The 18,836-nt window shown below is 71.4% G+C and carries 1 protein-coding gene (only partly in view); it reads left to right on the top strand.

What is annotated here, in order from left to right; translation table 11 throughout:
• Nucleotides 1-18,836 carry the 3' portion of a non-ribosomal peptide synthase/polyketide synthase gene (locus OV427_RS36405; protein ID WP_267860826.1) on the top strand. Its footprint begins 14,008 nt before the window's first position, so 18,836 of the gene's 32,844 nt are visible here — the last part of the coding sequence; its start codon lies beyond the left edge, outside the window; its stop codon occupies nucleotides 18,834-18,836.

The raw sequence follows: 18,836 nt of genomic DNA, 5'->3' as shown, positions 1-18,836 counted from the left end.
CCGCGCTCGCCTCGCCCGGCATGCGCGCAGGCGAGTTGCCCCTGCTCTCTCCTTCCGAGCGCACACAGCTCCTCGAGTCCTTCAACACCACGACGGAGCAGCTCCCGTCGCGGGAGGTGCTGCACGTCCTCATCGAGGAGCAGGCCGCGCTCCATCCCCAGCGACCCGCGGTGGCGTGTGAGGGGCAGGTGCTCACCTACGGTGATTTGAATGCCCGCGCCAACCAGCTCGCCTGGCACCTGCGCTCGCTGGGCGTAGGCCCCGAATCGTGCGTGGCCCTGTGCCTGGAGCGCTCCGTCGACACCGTGGTGGCGCTGCTGGGCGTGTGGAAGGCCGGTGGTGCCTACGTCCCGTTGGAGCCGTCTCAGCCCGCCCTTCGTCTGCAAGCGTTGGTGGAGGAAGTCTCCGCTCCCGTGGTGGTGACGGTGTCGGCGCATGCGGCGTCCTTCGCGGCCTCCCAGGCCCCCCTGGTGCTGCTGGATACGGATGCCGGGTTGTTCGCGAGCCAGCGCGAGGATGCGCCGCCGTGCGGTGTGTCTCCCGACAACGTGGCCTACGTCCTCTTCACCTCCGGCAGCACGGGCCGCCCCAAGGGCGTGGCTGTCTCCCACGGGCAGCTCGCCCATTACGTCCACGCCGCCACCGAGCGGCTGGGCCTGAAGGACTGCGCCAGCTTCGCCCTCGTCTCCACCTTCGTCGCAGACCTCGGCAACACCGTCCTCTTCCCCGCTCTGTGCACCGGCGGCCTGCTGCATGTGCTCCCCCAGGAGCTCGCCAGCAACCCCTCCAGCGTCGCCGAGTACTTCCAGCTCCACTCCGTGGACTGCGTGAAGCTCGTCCCCTCCCACCTGGCCGCGCTGCTCACCGCGGCACAGCCCCGCCACGTCCTGCCTCGCAAGAAGCTGGTGCTCGGCGGGGAGTCCTCCTCCTGGGCCCTCATCGACCAGGTCCGCGCGCTCGCTCCCGACTGCGAGGTCTTCAACCACTACGGCCCCACCGAGACCACCGTGGGCGTGCTCGCAGGCCGCGTGGAGCTGCCTGTTGCTGGCTCCGCTCCAGCCACCGTGCCGCTGGGCCGTCCCCTCGCCCATTCGCGCCTGTACGTGCTCGACGAGCGCCTGCAGCCAGTGCCCCTCGGTGTTCCCGGCGAACTGTTCATCGGCGGCGCCCAGGTGTCGCGTGGCTACCTGCACCGCCCCGAGCTGACGGCGGAACGCTACCTGCCGGACCTCTACTCTCCGGCGCCCGGCGCGCGCATGTACCGCAGCGGCGACAAGGTGCGCTGGCTTGCGGACGGGCGCGTCGAGTTCATCGGCCGCGCTGACTTCCAGGTGAAGGTGCGTGGCTTCCGCGTCGAGCCCGGCGAAATCGCCTCCGTCCTGCGCGAGCACCCCGCCGTTCGCGAGGCACTCGTCGTCGCCCGCGAGGACGTCCCAGGCGACAAGCGCCTCGTCGCCTACGTCGTGGGTACAGCGGAGCTCTCCGGCGACGTGTTGCGCGAGGCCCTCAGGGCCCGGCTGCCCGAGTACATGGTGCCCTCCGCCTTCGTCGCGCTGGAGGCCATGCCGCTGACTCCCAACGGCAAGGTGGACCGCAACGCCCTGCCCGTTCCGGACGCCACTTCCTCCGCTTCCGAGTACGTCGCCCCTCGCACGCCCACCGAGGAAATCCTCGCCTCCATCTGGGCCGCGCTGCTGCGCGTGCCACAGGTGAGCGTGCAGGACGACTTCTTCGCGCTCGGTGGCCACTCCCTCCTCGCCACCCAGGTCGTCTCTCGCGTCCGCTCCGCCCTCGGAGTCGAGCTACCCCTGCGCGCCCTCTTCGAGGCACCGACGCTGGAGGCGCTGGCCCGGCGCGTGGAGCAGGCCACGCGCAACACCGACCTGCCCGAGTTGAGCGCGACGCCCGTGGGCCCCCGAGCCCCGCTGTCCTTCGCCCAGCAGCGCCTGTGGTTCCTCGACCAGCTCCAGCCCGGCGGGACGACCTACAACGTTCCCCGCCTCCTGCGCCTGCAAGGCCCGCTGGACGCCTCCGCCCTGGAGCGCGCTTTCGCCGAGCTGGTCCGCCGTCACGAATCCCTGCGCACCACCTTCCACCAGGAAGCCGGAGAAGCCTTCCAGCTCATTGCGCCTCCCTCTCCCTTCCAGCTCTCCGTGGTGGACCTGTCCTCCCACGAGGACCGGGAGGCCGAGGCCCACCGCCTCGCCGCGCAGGAGGCCCAGCACCCCTTCCACCTCGCCTCCGGCCCACTGCTGCGCGCACTGCTGCTGCGCCTGGACTCGCGTGAGCACCTGCTGCTGCTGAACATGCACCACATCGTCTCCGACGGCTGGTCCGCGGGCGTGCTCGTTCGCGAGCTGAGCGTCCTCTACCGGGCCTTCGCCGCGGGCCAGCCCTCGCCCCTGCCCGAGCTGCCCGTGCAGTACGCCCACTACGCCGTCTGGCAGCACTCCTGGCTGCACGGGGACACCCTCGACCAGCAGCTCTCCTGGTGGCGTCAGCATCTGGACGGAGCGCCGCACGCACTGGAACTGCCCACCGACTTCCCGCGTCCGCCCGTGCAGTCCTCCGCCGGTTCCTCCTTCCACTTCCACTTCCCCACCGAGCTGAGCCAGTCGCTCCAGTCGCTCTCCCACCAGCACGGCGCCACCCTCTTCATGGCCCTGCTGGCTTCGACTCACGCGCTGCTGGCCCGCTACTCCGGGCAGGATGACGTCGTCGTTGGCTCTCCCATCGCCGGCCGCCGCTTCGCCCAGCTCGAAAGCCTCATCGGCTTCTTCGTCAACACGCTCGCGCTGCGGGCGCGAGTGACGCCCGGCCTCACCTTCCGCGAGCTGCTGACGCAGGTGAGGGAATCGACACTCGGCGCCTATGCCCACCAGGACGTCCCCTTCGAGAAGCTGGTGGAGGAACTGCAGCCCCAACGCGACTTGAGCCGCACCCCGCTCTTCCAGGTGATGCTCGTCCTGCAGAACGCGCCCAGGCCGGCCTCGGCGCCCCCGGAGGAGCTGTCCGTGCTTCCCGTGGAGCAGGAGAGCCTGGGCGCCAAGTTCGACCTCACCTTCACCTTCACCTGGTCATCCCAGGGGCTGCGGGGCTCGGTCGGCTACAGCACCGCGCTGTTCCGTGAAGACACCGTGCGCCGGCTCGTCACCCACCTCGGGGTGCTGCTGCGAGGCGCGGTCGCCCGGCCCGAAGCACGCGTGTCCGAGCTGCCGCTCATGGACGACGCCGAGCGCCAGCAGGTGCTGCTCGACTGGAACGCCACGCGCTCCGACTATCCGCGCGACGCCTCCATCCACGAGCTGTTCCAGGCCCAGGCCCGACGCACTCCCGACACGGTGGCCCTCGTCTCCGGCAACGAGCACCTCACCTACCGCCAGCTCGACGAGCGCGCCAACCAGCTCGCCTGGCACCTGCGCTCGCTCGGCGTCGCTTCCGGCACGCCTGTCGCCGTGGGCCTGGAGCGCTCCTTCGAGCTCATCATCTGCCTGCTCGGCATCCTCAAGGCGGGCGGGGCCTACGTGCCCCTGGAGACGGCCTATCCCCGCGAGCGGCTCGCGCTGCTGCTGGAGGACTCGGGCGCCGCACTGCTGCTCACCGACTCCCGTCTCGCCGGCAACCTGCCGTCCTTCTCCGGCCGCACCGTGCTGCTGGACTCGGAGTCCGCTCTCCTCTCCCGCCAGCCCACCCACGCGCCCGCGTCCCTGACGCAGGCCCTGGGGCTGGCCTACGTGATGTTCACCTCCGGCTCCACCGGCAGGCCCAAGGGCGTGCTGGTGCCGCACCGGGGTGTGGTGCGCCTGGTATGCGGCGCATCCTTCATGAACTTCGGCCCCGAGCACGTCTCCCTCCAGACGGCGCCCGTCGCCTTCGACGCCTCCACACTGGAAATCTGGGGCGCGCTGCTTCATGGCGCGCGACTGGTGCTCGCACCGCCGTATGCGCTCTCGCTGGAGGAGCTGGGTGCCCTGTTGCGCCAGCATGCGCCTTCCACCTTCTGGCTCACCACGGCCCTCTTCGAGCAGATGGTCCTGCACCAGGGCGAGGCGCTGGCCTCCGTGTCCCAGGTGGTGTCCGGTGGCGAAGTGATGCCCGCCCAGCGGCTGCGCGAGCACCTCGCACGCATGAAGCCGGACGCCATATTCGTCCACGCCTACGGCCCCACCGAGAACACCACCTTCTCCACCACCCACACCCTCCGCGCGCACTCGGTGGTGGGCCACTCCGTTTCGATTGGGCGGCCCATCTCGCAGTCCACCACCTACGTGCTGGACGCCTCACTCAGGCCGGTGCCGGTGGGCGTGCCCGGCGAGCTGTACGTGGGCGGAGACGGACTGGCCTGGGGCTACCTGGGCCGGCCGGAGCTGACGGCGGAGCGCTTCATCCCCGACGGCTTCAGCGAAACCCCGGGCTCGCGCCTGTACCGCACGGGCGACGTGGCGCGCTGGCAGGCGGACGGCACGCTCGAGTTCATGGGCCGCACCGACTTCCAGGTGAAGGTGCGTGGCTTCCGCATCGAGCCCGGTGAGGTGGAGGCCGTGCTGCGGCTCCAGCCTGGCGTGCGCGAAGCGCTCGTGCTCGCGCGTGAGGATGGCCCCGGCGACAAGCGCCTGGTGGCCTACGTCGTGGGCGAAGCGGACGTCTCCGGGGACGTGCTGCGCGTGGCCCTCGCGGCGCGCCTGCCCGATTACATGGTGCCCTCGGCGTTCGTCCTGCTGGAGTCCTTCCCGCTGACGGCCAACGGCAAGGTGGACCGCAAGGCCCTGCCCGCACCGGAGGCCACGTCCTCCGCCGCCGAGTACGTCGCCCCTCGCACACCCACCGAGGAAATCCTCGCCTCCATCTGGGCCGCGCTGCTGCGCGTGCCACAGGTCAGCGTGGCGGACGACTTCTTCGCCCTCGGTGGCCACTCGTTGCTGGCCACCCAGGTCGTCTCTCGCGTCCGCGCCACCTTCGGCGTGGAGCTGCCGCTGCGCGCCCTCTTCGAGGCCCCCACCCTCGCGGGCCTCGCCAGGCGTGTGGAGCAGGCCTCGCGCGACACCGGCCTGCCCGAGCTGAGCGCGACGCCCGTGGGCCCCCGAGTCCCACTGTCCTTCGCCCAGCAGCGCCTGTGGTTCCTCGACCAGCTCCAGCCCGGCGGGACGACCTACAACGTGCCCCGCCTCCTGCGCCTGCAAGGCCCGCTGGACGCCTCCGCCCTGGAGCACGCCTTCTCCGAGTTGGTCCGCCGCCACGAGTCGCTGCGCACCACCTTCCACCAGGAGGCCGGAGACGCCTTCCAGCTCATCTCCCCTCACTCGCCCTTCCACCTCTCTGCAGTGGACCTGTCCTCTCATCAGGACCGGGAGGCCGAGGCCCGCCGCCTCGCCTCCGAAGAGGCGCTGCGTCCCTTCCACCTCGCCTCCGGCCCGCTGCTGCGCGCCCTGCTACTGCGCCTGGACTCGCGTGAGCACCTGCTGTTGCTGAACATGCACCACGTCGTCTCCGATGGCTGGTCCATGGGCGTGCTCGTGCGCGAGCTGAGCGTCCTCTACCGGGCCTTCGCCGCGGGCCAGCCCTCGCCCCTGCCCGAGCTGCCCGTGCAGTACGCCCACTACGCCGTCTGGCAGCGCTCCTGGCTGCACGGCGACAGCCTCGACCAGCAGCTGTCCTGGTGGCGCCAGCACCTGGAGGGCGCGCCGCACGCGCTGGAGCTGCCCACCGATTTCCCACGCCCGCCCGTGCAGTCCTTCGCCGGGGCATCCCTCCACTTCGACCTGCCGGTGGAGCTGAGCCAGTCCCTCCAGTCTCTTGCCCACCAGCACGGCGCCACCCTCTTCATGGTCCTGCTGGCCTCCACGCAGGCACTGCTCTCGCGTTACAGCGGCCAGGACGACATCGTCGTCGGCTCTCCCATCGCCGGCCGCCGCTTCGCCCAGCTCGAAGGCCTCATCGGCTTCTTCGTCAACACCCTGGCGCTGCGCTCGCGCCTGCACGACAACCCCTCCTTCGCCCAACTGCTGGCTCGCGTGCGCGAAGCCACCCTGGGTGCCTACGCCCACCAGGACGTCCCCTTCGAGAAGCTGGTCGAGGAGCTGCAGCCCCAGCGAGACCTGAGCCGCACCCCGCTCTTCCAGGCCATGCTCGGCCTGCAGAATGCGCCCCAGTCCGCCTCCACGCCCCCGGAGGAGCTGTCCGTGCTCCCCGTGGAGACGGAGAACATGGGCGCCAAGTTCGACCTCACCTTCACCTTCACCCACGCGGCCCAGGGGCTGACGGGCGCGGTCAGCTACAGCACCGCGCTGTTCCGCGAAGACACCGTGCGCCGCCTCGTCACCCACCTGCGCGTGCTGCTGCAAGGCGTGGTGGCCAGTCCCGAAGCGCGCCTGTCCACGCTGCCGCTCCTCGACGACGCCGAGCGCCAGCAGTTGCTCGTGGACTGGAGCTTCACCGCCTCCGAGTATCCCCGCGGCTCCACCCTGCCCGAGGTCTTCTCGCACGTGGTGGCCCGCTTCCCGGACAAGACCGCAGTGGAGTTCGGAGACGCGAAGCTCACCTATGCGGAGTTGGACGCGCGTGCCAACCCGCTTGCGTGGCACCTGCGTGGTCTGGGCGTGTCCGCCGACTCGCGTGTAGCGCTCGCTGTCGACCGCTCGCTGGAGCTCATCGTCTCGCTGGTCGCCATCCTCAAGGCTGGCGGCGCCTACGTGCCGCTCGACCCGAGCTACCCGCGCGAGCGCCTGGCCGCCATGGTGGAGGACGCCCGGCCCACCGTGCTCATCACCACGCGTGCGCTGCTGGAGAAGCTGCCCGCCGAAGGCCTGTCCACGGTCCTCATGGGAGAGGTGTCCCTGGAGGGCCAGCCGGCCTTCGCGCCCCCGGTGGAAGCCCACCCTGGCAGCCTCGCGTACATCGACTTCACCTCCGGCTCCACCGGCCGCCCCAAGGGTGTCGGAAGCACGCACCAGGGCGTGCTGCGCACCCTGATGGGAGTGGACTACGCGTCCTTCGGGCCGGACGAGACGCTGCTCCACCTCGCGCCCATCTCCTTCGACGCTTCCACCTTCGAAATCTGGGGCGCGCTGCTGCATGGGGCACGCCTCGTCGTCATGCCTCCGCACGCGCCGTCGCTGGAGGAGCTGGGCCACGCCATCCAGCGCCATGGCATCACCACGCTGTGGGCCACCATCGGCCTCTTCACGCAGTTGGTGGATGCCCAGCCCGAGGGGCTGAGCACCGTGAAGCACGTCATGACCGGCGGAGACGTGATCTCCCCGTCTCATGTGCGCCGCGCACTGGAGGATCTGCGCGTCCGCGTGACGGCCTTCTACGGCCCCACCGAGACCACCGTGTTCGCCACGTACCACCCGCTGACCCGGGCGGAGCAGGTGGGCCCCACCGTGCCCATCGGCCGGGGCATCGGCAGCACGCGGCTGTACGTGCTGGACGCGTACGGGCAGCCGGTGCCCGTGGGCATCACCGGGGAGCTGTTCATCGGCGGCGACGGAGTGGCCCGTGGCTACGTGGGACAGCCGGCCCTCACCGCCGAGCGCTTCGTCCCTGACGCCTTCTCCGGCGAGCCCGGCGCCCGCCTCTACCGCACCGGAGACCTGGTCCGCTGGCTGGACACCGGCGTGCTGGACTTCGTCGGCCGGACGGACGCGCAGGTCAAGGTGCGCGGCTTCCGCATCGAGCTGGCCGAAGTGGAAACCGTGCTGCGCGGCCATCCCGACGTGCGCGAGGCAGTGGTGGTGACGCGCGAGGACGTGCCCGGAGACAAGCGACTGGTGGGCTACCTCGTCGCGTCGGATTCGCTCGACACGGCCGAGCTGCGCTCGTTCCTCAAGCAGCGACTGCCCGAGTACATGGTGCCCTCCGCCCTGGTGCGTCTGGACTCCTTCCCTCTCAGCGCCAACGCCAAGATCGACCGCAAGGCCCTGCCCGCTCCGGAGTCGGTGGCCTCCTCCTCGTCCGACACCTACGTCGCCCCGCGCACTCCGACCGAGGAGCTCCTGTCCGGCCTCTTCGCCCAGGTGCTGCGCGTGCAGCGCGTGGGTGTCCACGACAGCTTCTTCGAGCTGGGAGGCCACTCCCTGCTGGCCACCCAGCTCATCTCCCGCGTGCGCTCCACCTTCGGCACGGAGCTGCCCCTTCGCGTTCTCTTCGAAGCCCCCTCCATCGAGGAGCTCGCCGCGCGCATCGACTCCGCCCTCGAGTCCAGCGATGGGAGCCCGGTCCCCGCAATCGTCCCCGTGCCCCGCACGCAAGCGCTGCCCCTGTCCTTCGCCCAGCAGCGGCTGTGGTTCCTCGACCAGCTCGCTCCCGGCAGCCCCGCCTACAACATCCCCTTCGCCCAGCGCCTGACGGGTGTGCTGGACGCGGAGGCCTTGCGCCGCGCCCTCGAAGCGCTGGTGCACCGGCACGAAGCCCTGCGCACCACCTTCCGCGACGAGCCCTCCGGCTCCGTCCAGGTCATCCACCCGCCCACCGCCCTGAGCATGGAGGTCACCGACCTGCGCTCGCTGCCTCCCGCGCGGCGTCAGGCCGAGGCGCTGCGGCTGTCCGAGGAAGAGGCCCTGCGCCCCTTCGACCTGGGCACCGGCCCGCTGCTGCGTACCGCACTGCTGGTGCTCGACGCGCAGGAGCACGTGCTGCTCCTCAACGTCCACCACAGCGTCGCCGACGGCTGGTCCATGGGCGTCATGGTGCGCGAGGTGGCGCGGCTCTATGCCGCCTTCGCGGCCGGCGAGCCCTCTCCCCTGGCTCCGCTGCCGTTCCAGTATGCGGACTTCGCCGCCTGGCAGCGCCAATGGTTGCAGGGCGCCGAGATGGAGGAGCAGCTGGCCTGGTGGCGCCGTCAGCTGGGCGGAGCGCCGCAGGAGCTGGAGCTGCCCACGGACAGGCCCCGTACGCACCGCACCATGCCCCGGGCGGCCCATGTCCCCCTGGTGCTCAGCAAGGAGCTCTCCGAGGCCGTGGAAGCACTCTGCCTGCGCGAGGGCCTCACGCCCTTCATGTTCCTGCTGGCCTCCTTCCAGCTGATGCTGTCGCGCTACTCCGGCCAGGACGACCTCTGCGTCGGCTCGCCGGTGGCTGGACGCAACCGCGCCGAGATGGAGGGGCTGGTCGGCTTCTTCCTCAACACCCTCGTCCTGCGCACCCGTCTGGATGGAGACCCCACGGGGCGAGAGCTGCTCGCCCGCGTCCGGGATACCGCCCTGGGCGCCTTCGCCCACCAGCACATTCCCTTCGAGCAACTGCAGCCCATGCGCGACCTGCGCCAGGTGCAGCTGTTCCAGGTGATGTTCATTTTTCAGAACCTGCCCCCGTCGGAGCTGTCGATGCCGGGGCTGACGTTCCGCTCCATGGCCACCCAGAGCCGCGTCGCCAAGTTCGACCTGACGCTGATCATGTCGCGCACCGCGGACGGCTTCCAGGGCGGGCTGGAGTACGCCGTCGACCTGTTCGACGCGTCCACCGCGGAGCGCATGGCCCGGCACCTGCTCGTGCTGGTGGAGGCCCTGGTGGCGGACCCCGAGCGCCGCCTGTCAGCGCTCTCGCTGCTGACCGGAGACGAGCGCCAGCGCATCCTCGGGGACTGGAGCGCCAACCCCGCGCCCTTCCCGGACGTGTGCGTGCACTCGCTCTTCGAGGACCAGGTGCGCCGCGCGCCCGACGCGCTCGCCGCGTCCTTCGAGGGGCAACAGCTCACCTACGCGCAGCTCGACGCGAAGGCCAACCAGCTCGCTCACGCCCTGCGCCGCCAGGGCGTCGGGCCCGAGGTGCGCGTGGCGCTCAGCCTCGAGCGCTCGCTGGACATCGTCGTGGGCCTGTTCGGCATCCTCAAGGCAGGCGGCGCGTGGGTGCCGTTGGATCCGCTGCTGCCCCGAGAGCGCCTGGCCTTCATGCTGGAGGACAGCGGCGCGGTGATGCTGGTGACACAGGCGCCGCTGGTGGAGCGCTTCCCCGAGTCCTTCCACACACGCGCTCTCTGCCTGGACACCGGGCGCGAGGCGCTGTCGCGCGAGAGCACCGAAGCCCCGGTGACGGGTGTCGCCCCGGACCATCTGGCCTACCTGCTCTACACCTCCGGCAGCACCGGCACGCCCAAGGGCACCGCCATCGAGCATCGCGGCGTCACCAACCTCGTCACCCAGGAGAAGGGCGTCTACAAGATTGGCCCAGGCAGCCGCGTGTTGCAGTTCGCCAGCCTCTCCTTCGACCTGTCGGTGGAGGAAATCTTCACCACGCTGTGCGCTGGAGGCGCGCTGGTGCTGGCGCCCATGGAGAAGCTGATGCCGGGCGCGCCGCTGCAGAAGCTGATGCGCGACGAGGCCCTCACCGTCATCAGCGTCACCCCGGCCACGCTGGCGGCCACGCCCGCCGATGACTACCCCGCCCTGCGCACCGTCATCTCCGGCGGTGAGGCCGTCTCCGCCGAGGTGGTGGGCCGCTGGGCGCCGGGCCGCACGTTCCACAACGGCTACGGCCCCACGGAGACGACGGTGGTGGCCACGCTGGCCATCTGCAAGCCGGACGGGAGCGCGCCCTCCATCGGCCGCCCCATGGGCAACATGCTCACGTACGTGCTGGACGCGCGTGCAGAGCCGGTGCCCGTGGGCGTGAAGGGCGAGCTGTACGTGGGAGGCGTGGGCATCGCGCGCGGCTACGCGGGCCGGCCGGCCCTCACCGCGGAGCGTTTCGTTCCGGACCCGTTCTCCGGAGTGCCCGGCGCGCGCCTGTACCGCACGGGCGACGTGGTGCGCTGGCGCGAGGACGGCACGCTGGACTACCTGGGCCGCGCGGACGCGCAGGTGAAGGTACGCGGCTTCCGCATCGAGCTGGGCGAGGTGGAGTCCGCACTGGCGAAGCTGCCCTCGGTGCGCGAGGTGGTGGTGCTGGCGCGCGAGGACGGCCCGGGCGGCAAGCGCCTCGTGGGGTACGTCGTGGCGCACGAGGACATCCAGACGGACAGCGCCGCGCTGCGCGCCGCCCTGAAGGAGACCCTGCCCGAGTACATGGTCCCCGCGGTGGTGATGCTGCTACCCGCGATGCCCCTCACGCCCAACGGCAAGGTGGACCGCAAGGCGCTGCCGGCCCCGGATTTCACGAGCGACGCGAGGGACCACGTCGCACCCCGCACGCCCACCGAGGAGCGCGTCGCGGAGCTGTGGAGCCAGCTGCTCAACGTCGAGCGCGTGGGCGCCAGCGACAACTTCTTCGACCTGGGCGGCCACTCGCTGCTGGCCACCCAGGCCATCAGTCGCATCCGCGCCGCCTTCGGCGTGGAGCTGCCCCTGCGCGAGCTGTTCGTGGCCCCCACCCTCGAAGGCGTGGCGCGCCGGATTGACGTCGCCGTCGCGGGAGGCAGCACGCCCGCGGCATCCCGGCAGCGTGAGGCCCTCGCGCTGTCACTGCCCATCCTCCCCCTGGAGGAAGTCGCCGCACGGGAGAAGGCGCGCCCCCTTCCCGAAACGCAGGCCGTGCTCTCCGCCGAGGAGCGCCAGCGGGTGCTGGTGGAGTGGAACGACACCGCCACCGAGTACCCCCGTGGAACCACCCTGCCCGAGGTCTTCGCGCAGGTGGTGGCCCGCTTCCCCGACAAGGTCGCCGTCGAGTTCGGAGACTCTCGTCTCACGTACCGCCAGCTCGACGCGCGCGCCAACCAGCTCGCCTGGCACCTTCGCGGCCTGGGCGTTTCCACCGACTCGCGCGTGGCCCTCGCCGTGGACCGCTCGCTGGAGCTGGTGGTGGCGCTGGTCGCCATCCTCAAGGCTGGCGGCGCCTACGTGCCGCTGGACTCGTCGTACCCACGCGAGCGTCTCGCGGCCATGCTGGAGGACTCGGCCCCGAGCGTGCTCGTCACCACCCGCGCGCTGCTCCCGAAGCTGCCCGCCCAGGGCCTCGCAACGGTGGTGCTGGAGGACGTGGCGCTGTCCGGCCTCCCCACGCACGCGCCGCCTTCCACCGCCCTGCCCGACAGCCTCGCGTACATCGACTTCACCTCCGGCTCCACCGGCAGGCCCAAGGGCGTCGGCACACTCCAGTCCGCCGTGCTGCGCACCGTCTTCGGCAACGACTACGCGCACCTCGGGCCGGACGAGACCTTCCTCCTGCTCGCCCCCATCTCCTTCGACGCCTCCACCCTGGAGCTCTGGGGCCCGCTCCTGCACGGCGCACGGCTGGCCGTCTTCCCGCCCCACTCCCCCTCGGACGTCTTCGAGTTGGAGCAGGTGCTGACGAAGCACGCCGTCACCACCCTGCACCTCACCGCAGGACTCTTCACCCAGGTGGTGGACAGCAACCTCTCCGCCCTGCGCAACGTGAAGCAGTTGCTCACCGGTGGCGACGTGGTGAGTGCCCCCCACGTCCGCCGGGTGCTGGAAGGAATGTTCATTCCGGTGACGGCCTGCTACGGCCCCACCGAGGGCACCCTCTTCACCTCCTGCCACCGCATGACGGACGTCGCCCACGTGGGCTCCTCCGTCCCCATCGGCCGGCCCATCGGCAACACCCAGGTGTACGTGCTCGACGCCTCCGGCCACCCCGTGGCCCCGGGCGCCATTGGGGAGCTGTTCATCGGCGGCGACGGCCTCGCCCGCGGCTACGTGGGCCAGCCCTCCCTCACCGCCGAGCGCTTCGTCCCCAACCCCTTCTCCTCCGTCCCCGGCTCACGCCTCTACCGCACCGGAGATTTGGCCCGTTGGCGGCAGGACGGCGTGCTGGAGTTCCTCGGCCGCGCCGACGCCCAGGTGAAGGTGCGCGGCTACCGCATCGAGTTGGCCGAAGTGGAAGCGGCCCTGCTCGCCTTCCCCGACGTGCGCGAGGCCGTCGTGGTAGTGCGCGAGGACTCCCCCGGCGACAAGCGCCTCGTCGGCTACGTCGTCGCGCCCCCGTCGCTGGACATGGGCGGTCTGCGCGCGGCCCTCAAGGAGCGGCTCCCCGAGTACATGGTGCCCTCCGCCCTGGGACGCCTGGACGCGCTGCCCCTCACCACCAACGGCAAGGTGGACCGCAAGGCGCTCCCCGCCCCTTCGGCGTTCCAGGACCGCGTCCCCACCCGCGCGCCTCGCACTGACTGCGAGCGCGAATTGGCGGCGCTCTGGGCCCGCGTTCTCCATCTCGACACGGTCGGCGCGGAGGATGACTTCTTCGAGCTGGGTGGCCACTCACTGACGGCCACTCAGGTGCTCTCACGCATCCGCCAGCACTTCGGCGTGGAGCTCTCGTTCCGCGACTTCTTCGCCGCCCCCACCATCGCGGCCCTGGCGGAACGCATCGAGGCGCAGGCGGGCACGCGGACCTCCACCTCCCAGCCCCTGCTCCGTCCTCGCAAGGACGGTGGCCCCCTGCCGCTCTCCTTCGCGCAGCAGCGCCTGTGGTTCTTCGCGAAGCTCGACCCCGAGAGCGCCGCCTACAACCTCCCCTTCGCCGTGCGCCTGGAGGGTGCGCTCGACGTGCCCGCGCTCGCCACCAGCCTGCGTGAGTTGCTCCAGCGCCACGAGTCCCTGCGCACCACCTTCCACGAGCACGAGCACCAGCCCGTGCAGGTCATCGACGATGGGGCCGTGTTGCCCGCGGGTTGGGTGGACCTGGGGGCCTTGCCCGAGAACGAGCGCGAAACCTCGCTCCAGCGCGCCCTCGAATACGAAGCCGGACAGCCCTTCAACCTGGAGACGGGCCCGCTGTGGCGCATGCTCCTGGTGCGCCTGTCCGCGGAGCAGCACGTGCTGCTTCTCACCCTGCACCACGTCATCGCGGACGGCTGGTCCATGGGTGTGTTCGTCCAGGAGCTGGCCACGCTCTACACGGCCCACTCCGAGGGCCGGCCCGCGCGCCTGGAGCCGCTGCCGGTGCAGTACGCCGACTTCGCCATGTGGCAGCGCGACTGGCTGCGCGATGAAGCTCTGGAGGCGCAGCTCGGCTGGTGGAGGCAGCAACTCCAAGGCGCGCCCCGCGCCCTCGCCCTGCCCACCGACAAGCCGCGTCCCGCGACGCAGTCGACGCGCGGCGCCGGGCACCCGTTCCACTTCCCGCGCGAGCTGTCGGAGGCGCTCGGAGCACTGTGCCGCCAGGAGGGGGCCACGCCGTCGATGGTGGTGCTCGCCACCTTCCAGGCGCTGCTGGCCCGCTACTCCGGCCAGGACGACGTCACCGTCGGCATGCCCATCGCCGGCCGCACGCACGCGGAGCTCGAGGGCCTCATCGGCTTCTTCGTCAACACGCTGGTGCTGCGCACGAAGCTGGATGGAGACCCCAGCTTCCGCGTGCTGCTCGGCCGCGTGCGGGACATGACGCTCGGCGCCTATGCCCACCAGGACGTGCCCTTCGAGAAGCTCGTCGAAGCGCTGCGCCCCGAGCGCGAGGCCGGACGCACCCCGCTCTTCCAGGTGATGCTCGCGTTCCAGAACGCACCCATGCCGGAGGTGATGGGCGCGGGGCTGAAGCTGAGTCCCCTCATGTCCGAGCACCGCACCGCGAAGTTCGACCTCACCCTGGCCCTCACCGACCGGGGCGATGGACTCAGGGGGCAGCTCGAGTACAGCACCGACCTGTTCAATACCGCGACGGCGGCGCGGATGGTGGGGCACCTGCGAGCGCTACTGGAGTCGGCGCTGGCGAATCCGGACCAGCCGCTCTCCCGCGTGTCCTTCCTCACCGAAGACGAGCGGCACCTGCTGTTCCACGACTGGAAGGCGCCGGACGCAGGCACGGCCGCGGACGCCAGCCTGCACCGGCTCGTCCAGGCGCAGGCGCGCCTGACGCCCGACGCAGTGGCCGCGGAGCATGACGGCCAGACGCTCACCTGGCGCGAGCTGCACCAGCGAGCCCACGAGGTCCACCGGGCGCTGTTCAAGCGCGGGCTGGTGGAGCGGCCCGAGCCGCCCCCGCTGGTGCCGGTGCCGCGCACGGGGCCGCTGCCGCTGTCCTTCGCGCAGCAGCGGCTGTGGTTCCTCGACCAGATGGACCCCGGCAGCCCCATCTACAACATGCCCATCGCCGTGCGGCTGGAGGGGGCGCTGGATGTCGAAGCCCTCCGACACAGCCTCACCGAGCTGGTGCGCCGGCACGAGTCGCTGCGCACCACCTTCCACGAGCAGCAGGGCCAGCCCGTCCAGCGCATCGCGCCCGCGGCCGGGCTGCCGCTGGACGTCGTGGACCTGAGCGGCCAGGGCGAGTCCGCGCCCCAGGAGGCCCGCCGCCTGTTCGGCCTCGAGGGCGCGCATCACTTCGACCTCGCTGCCGGCCCGCTGCTGCGCGCCGTGCTGCTGAGGCTCGCCCCGACCGAGCACGTGCTGGGGCTCAACATGCACCACATCATCTCGGACGGCTGGTCCATGGGAGTGCTGGTGCGCGAGGTCGCCGCGCTCTACACCGCCTTCAGCCAGGGCCAGCCCTCGCCCCTGCCCGAGCTGCCCCTCCAGTACGCCGACTACGCGGCCTGGCAGCGCCAGTGGCTGCAAGGCGCCGTGCTCGAGGAACAACTGGCCTGGTGGCGCCAGAAGCTCGCGGGCAACGTCCCGCTGCAGCTGCCCATCGACAAGCCGCGCCCGCCGGTGCAGACCATCCGAGGCGCGTCCGTCCCGGTCCACCTGACGCGGGCCGTGGCCCAGGCACTCAAGGCCTTGTGCCAGCGTGAAGCCGTCACGCCCTTCATGGTGCTGCTGGCCGCGTGGCAGGTCCTGCTGTCGCGCTACTGCGGCCAGCAGGACATCTCCGTCGGCTCGCCCATTGCCGGCCGCCAGCGCGGGGAGACGGAAGGCCTCATCGGCTTCTTCGTCAACACCCTGGTGCTGCGCTCCCACGTGGACGGCACCGGCTCCTTCCGCCAGTTGCTCCAGCAGGTGAAGGAGACAGCCCTGGGTGCCTACGCCCACCAGGAGATTCCCTTCGAGCGGCTCGTGGAGGAGCTGCGGCCCGAGCGCGACCTGAGCCGCGGCCCGCTCTTCCAGGTCCTCTTCGCCCTGCAGAATGCTTCCGCCGTCACCTCCGCCCCGCAGCAACCCGGCCTGGCGATACGCCCGGTGGAGGTGGACATCAGCACCATCAAGTTCGAGCTGGAGCTGAGCCTGGCCGAGTCGCCTGACGGCTTCCACGGAGCGCTGGGCTACAACAAGGCCCTGTTCGAGGCCGGCACCGTCACGCGCATGGCGGAGCACTTCCGCACGCTGGTGCAGGCCCTCGTGGCCAGCCCCGAGGCGCCCCTGGCCTCCGCGTCCCTGCTGTCCGACGAGGAGCGCCACGAGGTGCTGGTGCGGTGGAACCAGACCGGCTCCGCCTTCCCCCACGACGCCTGCGCCCACCACCTCTTCGAGGCCTGGGCCGAACGCACCCCGCACGCCACCGCCCTGCGCTTCGAGGGCCAGCAGCTCACGTACGCCCAGCTCGACGCCCGCGCCAACCAGCTCGCGCACCACCTGCGCTCGCTGGGCGTTCGCGCCGAGGTGCCCGTGGCCCTGTGCGTGGAGCGCTCGCTGGAGACGGTCATCGCGCTCCTCGCCATCCTCAAGGCCGGTGGCGCCTACGTCCCCCTGGACTCCAGCTACCCCGTGGAGCGCCTGACGTACACGCTGCGCGACTGCGCCGCTCCGGTGCTCGTCACCACCGCGCCGCTCGCCGCCAGCCTCCCCCTCGAATGCGAGCGGAGCGTCCTGCTGGACGCGCAGGCGGCGCTCATCGGCGAGCAGCCCACCACCGCGCCGGACACGGGCGTGACGGCCGAACACCTGGCCTACATCATCTACACCTCGGGCAGCACGGGCCGCCCCAAGGGCACCCTGCTGCGGCACCGCGGCCTGTGCAACACCGCGCTGCAGGCCGGGCGCGTCCATGGCTACCGGCCCGGCAGCCACGTGCTCCAGTACGCGGCCTTCGGCTTCGACGCCTCGGTGGCCGAAATCTTCGGCGCGCTGCTGGCCGGAGCCACGCTGGTACTGGCGCCCCGCGAGCGGCTGATGCCCGGCGCCCCGCTGCGCGCACTGCTGCGCGAGGAGTCCATCTCCGCCGTCACCCTGACGCCCTCCGTGCTCGCGCAGATGGAGCCGGAGGACTTCCCCGCGCTGGAGACCCTCATCTCCGCCGGTGAGGCCTGCACCCCCGAGCTGGTGGAGCGCTGGGGCGGCCGCGTGCGGCTGCTCAACGCCTACGGCCCCACGGAAGTCACCGTGTGCGCCACCATCTCCGAGCCCCTCGTGCCCGGCCAGCGGCTCACCATTGGCCGGCCCTGGGCCAACGTGCGCGCGTACGTGCTGGACGACTCGCTGCGGCCCGTGCCGGTGGGCGTGCCCGGAGAGCTGTGCGTCGGCGGCGTGGGCCTGGCCCGCGGCTACGTCGGCCTGCCGGGCCTCACCGCCGAGCGCTTCGTGCCCGACGCCTTCAGCGCCGAAGCCGGTGCACGCCTCTACCGCACCGGAGACCGGGCCCGCTGGCTGGCGGACGGCTCGCTGGAGTACCTGGGCCGCCGCGACGCCCAGGTAAAGCTGCGCGGCTTCCGGATTGAGTTGGGTGAAGTCGAAGCGGCCCTGATGCGGCAGCCCTCGGTGCGCGAGGCCGTGGCGGTGGTGCGCGAGGACTCACCCGGCGACAAGCGGCTGGTGGCGTACGTGGTCCCCGAGGAGGACGGCGCGCTGGACGCCGCCGCGCTGCGTGGCGCCCTCAAGCAGCAGCTGCCGGAGTACATGGTGCCCTCGGCCATCGCCAGGTTGCCCGCGCTGCCCCTGACGTCCCACGGCAAGGTGGACCGCAAGGCCCTGCCCGCTCCGGATGTCTCGGCGGCTCGCGCGAGGTACATCGCCCCGCGCACCCCGCTGGAGGAGCAGCTCGCGCAGGTGTTCGCCGAGGTGCTGAACCTGGAGCGCGTGGGCGTCGAGGACGACTTCTTCGCCCTCGGTGGCCACTCCCTGCTCGCCGTGCGCCTCATCGCTCTCATCCGTGAGCGCACCGGCCTGGCGCTGCCCCTGACAGCGCTCTTTCAGGGCTCCACCGTCGAGCGGCTCGCCACCGTGGCCAAGCCGCCCCCGGACGCACACCAGCGCACGCCCAACCTGATGCGGCTCGACGCAGGCACCTCCCAGCGCCGGCCCCTGTTCCTCCTCCATGGCGGCGGAGGGGCCCTGATCAGCCATGCCGAGCTCGCCCGTCACCTCGGGGACGAGCGGCCCATCCACGGCATCTTCGCCTCCGGCCTGAACGGCGGAGAGCTGCCTCCCGCCTCCATGGAGGCCCTGGCCCGCATCTACGTGGAGCAGGTGCGCGAGGTGCAGCCCCAGGGCCCCTACCAGCTGGCGGGCTGGTCCCTGGGCGGAGTGGTGGCGTACGAGATGGCGCGGCAGCTCGAGGCCCTGGGCGAGCAGGTGGGACTGCTGGCCCTCATCGACTGCGTCGCGCCCTCCGGACAGGCCCGCCCGGTGCAGCCACCGCTGGTGCGGGTGGTCGACTTCGCCCGGATGGTGGGACTGCCGATGCAGGACCTCCCGCCGATGGAGCAGGAGCAGCTGGATGGCCTGGAAGGCGTGGAGCTGATGGCGCGGGTGATGCGGGAACTGCCCGCCGCCGGGACCCTGGACCTGACCCAGGCCGGCCGCCTCTTCGCCGTCCACGAACGGCTCACCGCGGCGCATGACGGCTACGTGCCCGGAGACATCTACAGGGGCCCGGCCGAGCTCCTCCTGGCTTCGGTGACCCCTGCGTCCTCCCCTGCCGCGGCGGGGGGCTGGTCGGCCTGGGTCTCGGGTGGACTCAAGGTGAGCCAGGTGCCGGGTGACCACGTCACCCTGATGCAGCCGCCCAACGTCGCCACCCTGGCGGAGACGCTCAACGGGCTCATGCGTGCACTGGAGTCCGGAAGCGACTGA

The organism is Pyxidicoccus sp. MSG2 (assembly GCF_026626705.1).
Classification (GTDB): domain Bacteria; phylum Myxococcota; class Myxococcia; order Myxococcales; family Myxococcaceae; genus Myxococcus.
This window is presented reverse-complemented; position numbering and strand designations above follow the sequence as displayed.